We start from the raw sequence: 12,617 nt of genomic DNA, 5'->3' as shown, positions 1-12,617 counted from the left end.
AGATGTCAGTCACTCCCTCCAACGTCGATCCGTCCTAGACCAAATCCGCTTCAGGTGATCCGCTGGATGCTGGCGGCGAGCTCGTCGGGCTCGAACACCTTCTTCCAGTCCTCGCGCATCAGCGCGGGCTTGCCGAAGGTGATCGCCTTGTTGCACGCGTCGGAGAAGACGCCGGGGACGTGCTTGAAGATCACGGCCGCCAGGATGTTCATATGGCCGAGCAGGAAGTCGCGCGCGGCCTCCGCGGGCACGCCGCGGTCGACCACCTCGTCCATCGCCTCGCGCATGACGTCGAGCAGCGAGGCGCAGACCGTCTCGGACAGGCCCGGCTCGAGCAGCGCCATCTGCTCGACCGTCACCTTGTGCGAGCGCAGGATCGGCGCCCAGATCACTTTGGCGATTTCCTCGCCGAGGTCGTAATGCTCCTCCGGCCCCTGCATCAGCGCGCTGACGATGCTCTGGCGCGCGTGGAGCCCGCCGAACCGGTCGTCGCGCGCGGCGGGATCGGTCTCGTCGTTGAAGATCGGCGGGTGGCAGGGGTGGGTGACGAAATAGGTGAGGTCGCTCCGGTCCGGGAAATGCCCGGCGAAGGGCGCGGCGGCATCGAGCGCGACCACCATCGTGCCGGCCTTGAGCGCAGGCGAGATCTCGTGCGCGACCTTGCCGACATGCGTGTCGGGCACGGCGAGGATCACCACGTCGACGCCCTCGAGCGCGGCCGCCTGGTCGACGCATTCGATGCCGAGCTCGTCGCGCAGGCGCGCGCGGCCGGTCTCGCTCAGTTCGACGTGGCGGACGTCGTATTCGCTCGATTTGAGGTTGCGCGACAGGCGCGCGCCCATCTTCCCGCCCGCGCCGAACAGCGCAATCGCGACCATGTGAATGCCTCCGCAAAGCTGACTTGGCGGTCATGGTATGCTGGTATAATGAGTAGTGCAAGTAGCGAGTTTTGCGCCGGGATGACGGTGGGGAGTAGGAAGGACCGCATGACGCTGAAGATGCCCGAACCCGACGCCGGAACGCTGGCGCGGCGCGATGCGATCGTCGCGGCGCTCCGGCGGATCGTGCCGGGCGAGGGCGTGATCGCCGATCCCGACGGCCTGCGTCCCTATGAGAGCGACGGGCTCACCGCCTATCGCCAGATGCCGATGGTGGTGGTGCTGCCCGAGACGACCGAGCAGGTCTCCCGGGTGCTGCGCTGGTGCCATGCCGAGGGGGTGAAGGTGGTGCCGCGCGGATCGGGCACCTCGCTGTCGGGCGGGGCGCTGCCGCTGGCGGACGCGGTGCTGCTGGGGCTCGGCAAGTTCAACCGCGTGCTCGACATCGACTATGACGATCGCATCGCGGTGGTGCAGCCGGGCGTCACCAACCTCGCCATCACCCGCGCGGTGGAGGAGCGCGGCTTCTACTATGCGCCCGATCCGTCGAGCCAGATCGCCTGCTCGATCGGCGGCAACGTCGCCGAGAACTCCGGCGGGGTGCACTGCCTGAAGTACGGGCTCACCACCAACAACGTGCTCGGCGTCGAGCTGGTGATGATGGACGGCGAGATCGCGCGGCTGGGCGGACGGCAGCTCGATCCGGCCGGGCTCGACCTGCTCGGCGTCGTGGTGGGGTCGGAGGGGCTGCTCGGTGTCGTCACCGAAGTGACGGTGCGCATCCTGCCGAAGCCCGAGGGCGCGCGGGCGCTGCTGATCGGCTTCCCGAGCGTCGAGGGCGCCGGGCAGTGCGTCGCCGACGTGATCGCCGCCGGGATCATCCCGGCGGGCATGGAGATGATGGACAAGCCGGCGATCCATGCCGCCGAAGCGTTCGTCCAGGTCGGCTATCCGCTCGACGTCGAGGCGCTGCTGATCGTCGAGCTCGACGGGGTCGGCGCCGAGTGCGACCATCTGATCGACGAGGTGACGAAGATCGCCCGCGCCAACGGCTCGACCACGTTGCGCGCCTCTGAGGACGAGGCGGAGCGGGTCGCCTTCTGGGCCGGGCGCAAGGCGGCGTTTCCGGCAGTGGGACGCATCTCGCCCGACTATTACTGCATGGACGGTACCATCCCGCGCCGGCGCCTGCCCGAGGTGCTGGAGCGGATGAACCAACTGTCCGAACGCTACGGGCTGGAGGTCGCCAACGTCTTCCACGCCGGCGACGGCAACCTCCATCCGCTGATCCTCTACGACGCCAATCAGCCCGGCCAGCTCGAGCGCGCCGAGGCGTTCGGGAGCGACATCCTGCGGCTCTGTGTCGAGGTCGGCGGGGTGCTGACCGGCGAGCACGGCGTCGGCGTCGAGAAGCGCGACCTGATGCCGACGATGTTCGGCGAGGACGACCTCGCCCAGCAGCAGCGGCTGAAATGCGCCTTCGATCCGGACGGACTGCTCAATCCCGGCAAGGTGTTCCCGACGCTGCACCGCTGCGCCGAGCTCGGCCGGATGCACATCCATCGCGGGCAGCTGCCGCACCCCGAGCTGCCGCGCTTCTGATGCGGCCGACCAACGAAGACGAGGTCCGCGACGCGATCGCCGACGCCATCCGGGCCGGCGCGACGCTCGACATCCGCGGCGGCGGCAGCAAGGCGGCGATCGGCGCGGCGCGGCCAGAGGCGCGGATACTCGACCTGTCGGGGCTGTCCGGCGTGGTCGACTACGACCCGGCCGAGCTGGTGCTGACGGTGCGGCCGGGGACGCCGCTCGTCGAGGTCGAGGCGCTGGTCGCCGGACGCGGGCAAAGGCTGGCGTTCGATCCGTTCGACCATGGGCCGTTGCTTGGCGAGACGTCGGGTGCCGCAACGATCGGCGGCGTGGTCGCGGCGGGGGTGGCGGGGTCGCTCAGGCTTTCCGGCGGAGCGCCGCGCGATCATCTGCTCGGACTGCGCGCGGTGTCGGGGCGGGCGGAGACGTTCGTGGCCGGGGCGAAGGTCGTGAAGAACGTCACCGGCTACGACCTGCCCAAGCTCGCGGCGGGAAGCTGGGGCCGGCTGTTCGCGATCACCGAGATGACGCTGAAGGTGCTGCCGCGCCCGCCGATTGCGGCGACGCGCGCGGTGGAGGGGCTCGATCCAGCGGCGGCGGTGAAGGTGATGGCGGCGGCGATGGGATCGCCGGCCGAGGTCGGCGCGGCGGCCTATCTGCCGGCGGGGGACGGACCCTCGGTGACGGCGCTCCGGCTGCTCGGGTTCGGGCCGTCGGTGACGGCGCGATGCCGGATGATCGAACAGGTGCTTGGCGAGCATGGCAAGGTCGTTGCCCTCGACGGTGAAAAGGATGCGGCTTGGTGGGATCGGCTGCGCGTGCCGTTCTCTAAGCCCCTCCCCTTCAGGGGAGGGGTTGGGGGTGGGGCGGTGCCGCAAGCGACGTCGCCTGTGGATAGGCCCCACCCCAACCCAGCATCAGGTAAACAGCGCCCCGCGCTGTTTAGGTCATCGCGGGGCGATGACCGGCCTGATGCTCCTGAAGGGGAGGGGCTAGTCACTGAGACCCCCCTCTGGCGCGTCAACGTGCCGCCGAGCGGCGGGCCCTCCGTCGCGGCCGCGCTGGAGCCGCACGGCGCGCGCTGGCTGTTCGACTGGGCCGGCGGGCTGGTGTGGGTCGCGTTCGATGGCGATCCGGCGCTGGTCCGGGACGCGGCGGCGAAGGCCGGCGGCCATGCCATGCTGATCCGCGCGCCCGAGGCGATACGGGCCGCGGTGCCGACGCTGCACCCGCTCGCGCCGGGCGTCGCCGCGCTGGAAGAGCGGGTGCGCCGCGCCTTCGATCCGGCGGGTGTGTTCGAGACGGGGCGCTTCTAGGCCATGCAGACCCATTTCTCCCCCGAACAGCTCGCCGATCCGGCGATGGCCGCGTCCGAGGCGGTGATCCGCAAATGCGTGCATTGCGGCTTCTGCACCGCGACCTGCCCGACCTATGTCCTGCTCGGCGACGAGCTCGACAGCCCGCGCGGCCGCATCTACCTGATGAAGGACATGCTCGAGAACGAGCGCGAGCCGACCGCGGAGATCGTCAAGCACATCGACCGCTGTCTCTCCTGCCTGTCGTGCATGACCACCTGCCCGTCCGGCGTGAACTACATGCACCTGGTCGACCACGCCCGCGCCTATATCGAGGAGCGCTATCGCCGGCCGTTGCGCGAGCGGCTGTTCCGCACGCTGCTGGCCCAGGTGCTGCCCTATCAGGGGCGGTTCCGGCTCGCGCTCGCCCTGGCCCGGCTCGCGCGGCCGGCGACGCCGCTGGTCGAGCGCATCGCCGCGCTCAAGCCGATGGCGGCGATGCTGGCGCTGGCGCCGAATCGGGTGCCGCCCGCTCCCTCCGACGCACCCTCGCCGGCGCCGCAGGCGCGCGGCCGCGTCGCGCTGATGCAGGGCTGCGCCGAGCCGGTGCTGCGTCCCGAGATTCGCGCGGCGACGGTACGGCTGCTCAACCGCGCCGGCTATGACGTGACGTTCGCGCCCGGCGAGGGCTGCTGCGGCGCGCTGGTCCATCACATGGGCAAGGACGCCGCGAGCCTCGCCGCCGCGCGCCGCAACGTCGACGCCTGGACCGCGCTGATCGAGGACGGCGGGCTCGACGCGATCGTCATCACCACCTCGGGCTGCGGCACCACGATCAAGGACTATGGCTTCATGCTGCGCGAGGACCCCGCCTATGCCGACAAGGCGGCGCGGGTGTCGGCGCTGGCGAAGGACGTGAGCGAGCTGCTGGTCGAGGCGGAGCTGCCCGCCGGCGACGGGCACGGGCTGACGGTCGCCTATCACGCCGCCTGCTCGCTCCAGCATGGCCAGAAGGTCACCGAGGCGCCGAAGCGGCTGCTCGCCGACGCCGGCTATGTCGTGCGCACGCCGGTGGAGGCGCATCTCTGCTGCGGCTCGGCCGGGACCTACAACATCCTCCAGCCTGAGATCGCCGGGAAGCTCGGCGACCGCAAGGCGGCGAACCTCGCCCGGCTCGATGCCGACGTGATCGCCACCGGCAACATCGGCTGCGCGGTGCAGATCGGGCAGCGGGCGGCGATTCCGGTGGTCCATACCGTCGAGCTGCTCGACTGGGCGACCGGCGGGCCGAAGCCGGCGGCAATGAATTAGTGTGATTATAGGATTTTTGTTGATCCGGCCTTCCTTACCCGGCTAACGATAGCGAAAGCACAAGCGGGGGAGAGGCGTTGATGGCCGGGATCAAGGGTTCGATCGGGCGCATGGCCGCGATGTCGGCATCGCTGCTTGCGCTGGCGGTCGCGGCACCGGCGGCAGCCGAGGTGCCGGGCTACCAGGCTAAGGTCGATGCGAAGCTGCGCGAGGTGCAGGCGGGCGTCGCGCAGGGGCCGTTCAAGTCCGACTGGGATTCGCTGCGCCAGGGCTATCGCACGCCGGAATGGTTCCGCGACGCCAAGTTCGGCATCTTCATCCACTGGGGCGTCTATTCGGTGCCGGCGTTCGCGAACGAATGGTATTCGCGCAACATGTACGTGCCGGGCAACGCCGCCTACGAGCACCACGTCAAGACCTACGGCCCGCAGTCGAAGTTCGGCTACAAGGACTTCATTCCTCAGTTCAAGGCGGAGAAGTTCGATCCCGCCGCCTGGGTCCAGCTCTTCTCCGACGCCGGCGCGCGCTACGTCGTGCCGGTCGCCGAGCATTGCGACGGCTTCGCGATGTACGCCTCCGACCTCACCGAATGGGACGCGGCGGACATGGGGCCGCATCGCGACGTGGTCGGGCTGATCGCCGAGGCGGCGCGGGCGACGGGCATGCACTTCGGCCTCTCCTCCCACCGCGCGGAGCATTGGTGGTGGTACCATGTGGGCCGCACCTATGATTCGGACGTCAACGATCCGAAGTACGCCGGCCTCTACGGCCCAGCGGCGCCGACCGGCCTTCCCGCCGACGCGCCGACGACCTGGCCGGACAGCGATTCGCTCCAGAACTGGATGCCGCCGAACAAGGCGTTCCTGAACGACTGGATGGCGCGCACCACCGAACTGATCGACAAATACCGGCCCGAGCTCATCTATTTCGACTGGTGGACCTCGGCGCCGATGTTCGCACCGCTGATGCGCGACACCGCCGCCTATTACTACAACCGCTCGGCCGCGCGGCACGAGCAGGGCATCATCGCCTACAAGGGTTCGCAGTTCGCCGAGGGCAGCGCGCTGTTCGACATGGAGCGCGGCAAGACGGATGCGCTGAAGCTCACGCCCTGGCAGTCGGACACCTCGGTCAGCGTGCACAGCTGGGGCTATGCCCGGAACGACACCTACCGCACCGCGCCGTCGCTGGTGGCCGACCTGATCGACATCGTCAGCAAGAACGGCAATCTGCTGCTCAACGTCGGGCCCAAGGCCGACGGCACCATCCCCGACGAGATCGCGACGGTGCTGCGCGGCATGGGCGGCTGGCTCAAGGTCAACGGCGAGGCGATCTACGGCACGCGGCCGTTCAAATATTTCGGCGAGGGGCCGACCAAGTCGGGCCAGGTCCGCGTCGGCGGGCAGGTCGAGGAGTCGGCGGTGAAGGGCTTCACCCCGGCCGACATCCGCTTCACCACCAAGGGCGATGCGCTCTACGCACTCGGCCTCTCGCGGCCGAAGGATGGGCGGGTGCTGGTCAAGACGCTCTACGCCGGCACGCCCTATCTCGACGCGCCGATCAAGAGCATCGAGCTGCTCGGCGGGGGCCGGATCAGCTGGAAGCAGACGCCCAAGGGGCTCGAGGTCACCTTGCCGGCGGTCGGCGACGGCGCCTTCCCCTACGCACTCAAGATCAGGACGCGCTGAGCCGGGAGATTGCGCGCCTGGCATCGGCGCGTCGCCGAAGATCGACAGAATAGGAGGGGGCGATGAGTCGAGGGCAACGGCTGGAATTTGATCCATCCGGCTTGAAGCAGCTGTTCCCCGGCGAAGGCCGGGGCCCAGTTGCGAGCGGTTCGAAACTGGGCCCCGGCCTTCGCCGGGGAACGGATTCATGCTGGCCGAATCCGACTCTAAGGCGCGTCCTCTCGGCGGCGTGCGCGCTGTTCGCCGCAGCGCCGTCGCTTGCGCAAGACATTCCGCTCCAGCCCTTTCCGGTCAACCATGAGCTGAGGGTCGATTCCGCCGCCGACGCCCGTTTCCTGCTGGATGGGCCGGCCGGGAAATACGGCTTCATCCAGGCGAGGGACGGCCATCTCTACCGCCCGGACGGCAAGCGTTTCCGCTGCTGGGGCGTCAACATGACCGGCTGGGCGGTGGGATCGGAGGAGATTCCGTCGCACGAGGATGCCGTGACCTATGCCGCCGCGCTGGCGCGGCTCGGGGTCAATTGCGTGCGGCTGCATTTCCTCGACATGCCCGACACGGTGAACCCGATCCGCAACGCGGGCGAGGAGGTCTCGCCGACCGCCGGGCCTTTCACCCATGCGCCGCGCGGGCTGATCCGCTGGGATCAGCAGTCCAGCCGGGGCGCGTTCAACGCCGAGCGGCTCGACCGGCTCGACTATTGGATCGCCGAGCTCAAGAAGAACGGCATCTACGTCGACTTCAACCTGAACGTCGGCCGCCGCTACAAGGCCGGCGACGGCATCCCCGACGCCGAGCTGCTCGGTCCGGCCAAGGCCTTCACCTATTTCGGCCCCGAGCTGATCGCCGCGCAGAAGGAATATGCGAAGCAGCTGCTCGGCCACCTCAATCCCTATACCAAGCTGCGCTACGCCGACGATCCGGCGGTGGTGATCGTCGAAGTGGTGAACGAGAATTCGCTGCTCGAATTCTGGATGCGCAACTGGCTGCGTGGCGAGCGCGTGCCGGGCGGGGCGAACATCCAGCTCGACATGACGCCGCACTATCAGGCGCTGCTGGTCGGGATGTACAACGACTGGCTGGCGAAGAACCGCAAGCCGGCCGAAGTGGCCGAGCTGCGCCGGATGGCGGGCGTCGCCGAGGGGCAGCCGATCCCGTTCATGCGCCGCGGCGACCATCCCGAGGCGCCGCGGCTCAGGCTCGATGCCGAGCTCGGCTTCCTGACGCAGGTCGAGATCGACTTCCACGCCGAGATGAAGCGGTTCCTGAAGGACGAGGTCGGGGTGAAGTCGCCGATCATCCCGATGGCGGACCACACCTATTTCATCGCCAACCAGCCGCTGATGCGCACCGCGGTGAAGTCCGACATCATGGACGCGCACGTCTATTGGCAGCACCCCGCCATCTACGGCCGCCGCAACGAGCCGATGGTGAACAGCCCCGAGCTGTCGATCATCCAGAAGCTCGCCCGCTCGGCGACGGTCGGCAAGCCGTTCACGGTGAGCGAGGTCAACCACCCCTATCCCAGCGACTATGGATCGGAGATGATCCCGATCCTGGCGTCCTATGCGGCGCTGCAGGACTGGGACGGCATCTTCTTCTACACCTTCGAGACCAAGATCGCCGGCCAGTGGAAGCCGATGATCGGCGACCATTTCGACATGACGCTCGATCCGGTGAAGATGGCGCAGATGCCGGCGGGGGCGATGCTGTTCCTGCGCGGCGACGTGTCGGCGGCGAAGGAGGTGCTGACGCGGTCCTATTCGACCGACCAGATCAGCGAGGCCTCGCGGCTGCCGCGTGCGGCGATGCCCTATTACACGCCCGGCTTCGACATGACGATCCCGCTGGTCCACGGCTCGCGGGTCTCGTGCCTCGACTGCAAGCCGCGCCTGCCGGCGCCGCTGCCGCCGATGAACCCGATCGTGTCGGATACCGGCGAGCTCAGCTGGCGTACCCAGGGCGGCAAGGACGGGCTGGTGACGATCGACACGCCGCTGAGCCAGGCGCTGGTCGGGTTCGTCAGCGCCAACGCCAAGGTGCAGACGCGCCACCTCGCCGCCGACATCCGCAACCGTTTCGCGACGATCACCCTGTCGTCGCTGGACGGCAGGCCGCTCAGCCTGTCGAACCGGATGCTGCTCACCACGACCGGCAAGGTCGAGAACAGCGGCCAGGTCTGGGACGAACGGCGCGCGATGCTGACCAACTGGGGCACCGCGCCGACGCTGATCGAGCCGATCACCGGGTGGATCCAGCTCAAGGACCTGGAGGGCGCGGTCGGCGTGTTCGCCCAGCCGCTCGACGGATCGGCGCGGCCGATCGGGCCGGAGATCAAGGGCAAGATGATCGAGCCGGGCTGGGAGATCGCGGTCGGCAAGCCCGCGACGACGAGCTACCTGATCCGGGTGGTGCGGTAGCGTAGGATCGATCCGGATCGGCTTCGGCTTGAAGCAGCTGTTCCCCGGCGAAGGCCGGGGCCCAGTCTCAAACCGTTCGCGACTGGGCCCCGGCCTTCGCCGGGGAACGGATTCACGCTGATCGAATCCGCTTCAGGATCACCGGCACCCCTGCGCCAGCACCACCGGCAGCGCGGTCTTCGCCATCGTCGTGTAGCCCGCGTCGTTGGGGTGGAGATGATCGCCGATCTGCTCGGCAAGGCGCATCACGGTCGGCTGACCGGGCTCCTGCATCGCCGCGTCGAAGTCGATCAGGCCGTCGAAACGCTTGGCATTGGCGCGCAGCCAGCGGTTGAGGGTCTCACGGCGCTGCTCGCCGTCGGGCGAGGCATAGCCGGCGCCCTCATAGGGCAGCAGCGTGCCGAAGATCACCTTAAGGCCGCGGGCGTGCGCGCGGGCGAGGAGCTGCTCATAGGCGGCGATCAGCTTGTCGGCGGGGGCCTGCCAGTCCTTCGCCGGGTCCTTGACCTTGCCGATGTCGTTGATGCCTTCGAGGATCACGACATGGGTGGCGCCGGGCACCGACAGCACGTCGCGGTCGAAGCGCGACAGTGCGTTGGGGCCGCGCCCTTCGCTGAGCAGGCGGTTGCCGCTGATGCCCTGGTTGGCGACCGCCCAGCAGCGGCCTCGCGGGCTCGCCGCGAGCATTCGGCCGAGCTGATCGGGCCAGCTCATCGCCTTGCCCGGCGTGGCGCCGGCGCCCTCGGTGATCGAATCGCCGAACGCCACCAGCACGCGCGAGGCCGCCGGGCTCACCACGTCGACCGCGCTGACGATGCCGGAGGCCCGGGCGCGGCGGGGCGAGGGCAGGTCGAGAGCGCCGGTCGCATCGCCGGCCGCGACGTCGACCATCTGGGCATGGGCGGGCGGCGCGGCCTCGTCGGGAAAATGGACCGAGACGGCGAGGCGCTCGCCGGCCTTCACCGGATAGGCGATCGGGTCCGACAGCAACGGCGCATGCGTCGGCACGCGGACGTCGCGGGCCCCGCTGAAGGTCAGCGGGCGGAGGCTGCCGGGAACCGGCTTCCCCGCCTCGTCGAGCCGCAGGATCGAAGCGGCGCCGATGCGAAGCGGCACGTCCGACAGCTCGTTGGTGAAGCGGATGCGGATCGTGGTGCCGGCGATGCCCGCGCGGACCTCCTGGCGCACCGTCTCGTCCTTGAACGGGCGGCCGAGGCCGTCGCGGATATCCGGCTCATAGCCGATCGGCGAGGAGGTCCAACCCGGCACCCAATGCTGGGGCACGGCGGCGTGGGCGGCGGTGAGCGCGAGCAGGCCGATAAGAGCCGGAGCCAGGCGGAGAGGCTTCATCGACGATCCTTGTTACGGGAGCTGGAAGAGGGCGACACCATGCGCGGCGACCTGGCCGTTCGTCCAGTCCCCGCCGGCCGGCTTCGCGCCGGCGGGCGGTGTGAGCGGATGAGCGACCGCGCCGTGGTTGATGACGATCAGCACGCGCTTGCCGGCGCCGGTACGCTCGGCGATCTCGAGGTCGGGGTGCGCGTCGGCGATCAGCGGCTTCACGCCGGCATCGGCGAGCAACGTTGTCGCCAGTTTCGCCATGGTGTCGGGATCGAGCCAGGCGCCGACATAGGTGATGCTGCCGCGCCCGACCTTGCGGGTCACGATCGCGGGCTTGCCGTCGAGCCATCCGCCGGGATCGGTGTAGGTGGCGAGGGTGCGGACGTCGGTCGCCTCCGGCGCCAGCGCCTCGGCCCAGATCGAGGCCGTGCCGGCGATCGAGCCAGTGATGCCGACGCCTTCGTCCAGCGCATAGAACTGCTCGACCCGCGCGCCGAGCAGCTTCGCGAGCGGGCCCGGCTGGCGTTCGGGCCATAGCGCGTTGGCGTCGTCCTTCATGCCCGAGCGCGGGCCGAGGACGAGATGGCCGCCGCCCCGGACATAGGCTTCGAGCCCCTGCGCCTGCGTCTCGATCAGCACGTTGAGGTCGGGCGCGACCACTAGGGGGTAATGTTTGAGGTCGGCCTCCACCGGCAGGACATGCACTCCCTGCGACTGCACCCGCAGCGGCCGGTAGAAATCGGTGAACGCCTTGATCGGATCGAAGTCCTTGTGGTGGCGCTGCAGGTCGATCGCCCAGCGGCTGTCGTAGGAGAAGATCATCGCCACCTTCGCCGCCGGCTCGGTATCAGCGAGCAGCGGCGCGGCCCTGGTGAGGTCGGCCGCGACGCGGGCGATCTCGGGCTGGATCGGGTTGGGCCGGCCGTCTTGGCCGAGGATGGCGCCGTGATAGGTCTCCTGCCCGTTCGCGGCCGGGCGCCACTGCCAGTAGAGCACCGCGTCGGCACCGTGCGCGACCGACTGCCAGGCAAGCTCGCGCACCTGCCCCGGATCGAGCGCGCGGTTGACCGGCACCCAGTCGACGCGGCCGGGCTGGGTCTCCATCAGCCAGAAGTTGCGCTGCTTGTAGCCGCGGACGAGGTCGTGGTTGGCGCCGTTCGCCACCCAGTCGGGCCGGCCGTTCGGGATGTAATTGTCCCAGGACGCCAGATCGAGATCGCGGTGCATGACGAAATGGTCGAAGCCCGCGTTCCAGAACATGGTGTTGGTGGTGACGAAGGCACGCGGGTCGATCAGCGGGCGGATCGCACGGACCTGGTTCTGGACGTAGTCGGTCCAGGTCGCGGTGGTGAAATGCTTGAAGTCGAGCAGAAGGCCCGGGTTCTGCTGGCCGGTGGCGTGGAGCGGGACCTGGTCGAAGTCGTTGTAGTGCTGGCTCCAATATTCGGTGGCCCAGCGGCGGTTGAGCTCGTCGATCGTGCCGTAGCGGGCCTTGAGGAAGGCGTGCCAGGCGGCGACCGATTCGGGATCGAAGGAGGGCGGCCCGACCTCATTGTCGATCTGCCAGCCGACCACCGCCGGATTGTGGCCGTAGCGCTTCGCCATCTCGGTCGCGATGCGGCGGGCGAAGTCGCGGTAGCGCCTGCTGGCGAAGGAGAAGTGGCGCCGCCCGCCGTGGCCGGCGCGCTGGCCGTTCTCGTCGACGCGCAGCGTGTCGGGGTATTTCTGGGTAAGCCACGCCGGCGGCGCGGCGGTCGGCGTGCCGAGTACCACCATGAACCCGCGCCGCGCCGCCGCGGCGATCGCCCGGTCGAGCCAGGCGAAGTCGAACCTGCCTTCCTCCGGCTCCATCCGGCTCCAGGCGAATTCGGCGAGGCGTACGGTGTTGAAGCCGGTCGCCTTCATCATGTCGAGATCGGTCGCCCAGCGGCTCTCGGGCCATTGCTCGGGATACCAGGAGACGCCGACGGCAATCGCCGGACGGTCGGCGAAGGCCGTCGCGCGGGCCAGGAATGCCGTCGTCTCAGGCGGCTGAGCTGGGGCGGCAACGCTGCTCAAGGCCATTGCCAGAGCCGCTATTGCTGGCCTACAGAT

General features: G+C 69.2%; 8 protein-coding genes. 5 read left to right on the top strand and 3 right to left on the bottom strand.

All coding sequences use genetic code 11. The annotated features are described in order from the left end of the window. Positions 1–50 precede the first annotated feature (50 nt). Positions 51–878 (bottom strand): phosphogluconate dehydrogenase C-terminal domain-containing protein, encoded by an 828-nt coding sequence (locus LZK98_RS19745; protein WP_233784215.1) that lies wholly within the window; start codon positions 876–878, stop codon positions 51–53. Between the two features lie 108 nt (positions 879–986). On the opposite strand from LZK98_RS19745, the gene LZK98_RS19740 reads away from it, so the two are divergent. The 5 genes from LZK98_RS19740 to LZK98_RS19720 all read left to right on the top strand — a co-directional run bounded on the left by LZK98_RS19740 (position 987) and on the right by LZK98_RS19720 (position 9,182). Continuing rightward, the gene (locus LZK98_RS19740; protein ID WP_233784214.1) at positions 987–2,480 is read left to right on the top strand and encodes an FAD-linked oxidase C-terminal domain-containing protein; all 1,494 of its coding nucleotides are present in this window, start codon (positions 987–989) and stop codon (positions 2,478–2,480) included. Then, on the top strand, positions 2,480–3,784 hold the full coding sequence (locus LZK98_RS19735) for an FAD-binding protein (protein ID WP_233784213.1): 1,305 nt from the start codon (positions 2,480–2,482) through the stop codon (positions 3,782–3,784). Before LZK98_RS19740 ends, LZK98_RS19735 begins: the two co-directional genes overlap by 1 nt. A 3-nt stretch (positions 3,785–3,787) precedes the next feature. Further along, positions 3,788–5,074 carry a glycolate oxidase subunit GlcF gene (glcF, locus tag LZK98_RS19730; protein WP_233784212.1) on the top strand — a complete coding sequence of 429 codons (1,287 nt, stop codon included), beginning with the start codon at positions 3,788–3,790 and terminating at the stop codon, positions 5,072–5,074. Positions 5,075–5,154: 80 nt separating this feature from the next. Further along, complete coding sequence (locus LZK98_RS19725) at positions 5,155–6,762, top strand: alpha-L-fucosidase (protein ID WP_233784211.1); 1,608 nt, start codon at positions 5,155–5,157, stop codon at positions 6,760–6,762. Positions 6,763–6,824: 62 nt separating this feature from the next. Beyond that, positions 6,825–9,182, top strand: a complete 2,358-nt coding sequence (locus LZK98_RS19720) for a hypothetical protein (RefSeq protein ID WP_233784210.1) — start codon at positions 6,825–6,827, stop codon at positions 9,180–9,182. Between the two features lie 138 nt (positions 9,183–9,320). Here LZK98_RS19720 and LZK98_RS19715 read toward each other — a convergent pair whose 3' ends face one another. Continuing rightward, entirely contained in the window at positions 9,321–10,532 is a 1,212-nt protein-coding gene (locus LZK98_RS19715; RefSeq protein ID WP_233784209.1) for an SGNH/GDSL hydrolase family protein, read from the bottom strand. 12 nt (positions 10,533–10,544) lie between these two features. Continuing rightward, positions 10,545–12,587 carry a beta-galactosidase gene (locus tag LZK98_RS19710; RefSeq protein ID WP_233784208.1) on the bottom strand — a complete coding sequence of 681 codons (2,043 nt, stop codon included), beginning with the start codon at positions 12,585–12,587 and terminating at the stop codon, positions 10,545–10,547. Positions 12,588–12,617: the final 30 nt, after the last annotated feature.

The organism is Sphingomonas cannabina (genome assembly GCF_021391395.1).
Lineage (GTDB): Bacteria > Pseudomonadota > Alphaproteobacteria > Sphingomonadales > Sphingomonadaceae > Sphingomonas > Sphingomonas cannabina.
This window is presented reverse-complemented; position numbering and strand designations above follow the sequence as displayed.

What these genes read in the sequence shown, in the direction of transcription:
- LZK98_RS19735 (WP_233784213.1), top strand. Translation starts at nt 2,480, where the DNA reads ATGCGGCCGACCAACGAAGACGAGGTCCGCGACGCGATCGCCGACGCC.
- LZK98_RS19710 (WP_233784208.1), bottom strand. Translation starts at nt 12,587, where the DNA reads ATGGCCTTGAGCAGCGTTGCCGCCCCAGCTCAGCCGCCTGAGACGACG.
- LZK98_RS19720 (WP_233784210.1), top strand. Translation starts at nt 6,825, where the DNA reads ATGAGTCGAGGGCAACGGCTGGAATTTGATCCATCCGGCTTGAAGCAG.
- LZK98_RS19740 (WP_233784214.1), top strand. Translation starts at nt 987, where the DNA reads ATGACGCTGAAGATGCCCGAACCCGACGCCGGAACGCTGGCGCGGCGC.
- LZK98_RS19715 (WP_233784209.1), bottom strand. Translation starts at nt 10,532, where the DNA reads ATGAAGCCTCTCCGCCTGGCTCCGGCTCTTATCGGCCTGCTCGCGCTC.
- glcF (WP_233784212.1), top strand. Translation starts at nt 3,788, where the DNA reads ATGCAGACCCATTTCTCCCCCGAACAGCTCGCCGATCCGGCGATGGCC.
- LZK98_RS19725 (WP_233784211.1), top strand. Translation starts at nt 5,155, where the DNA reads ATGGCCGGGATCAAGGGTTCGATCGGGCGCATGGCCGCGATGTCGGCA.
- LZK98_RS19745 (WP_233784215.1), bottom strand. Translation starts at nt 878, where the DNA reads ATGGTCGCGATTGCGCTGTTCGGCGCGGGCGGGAAGATGGGCGCGCGC.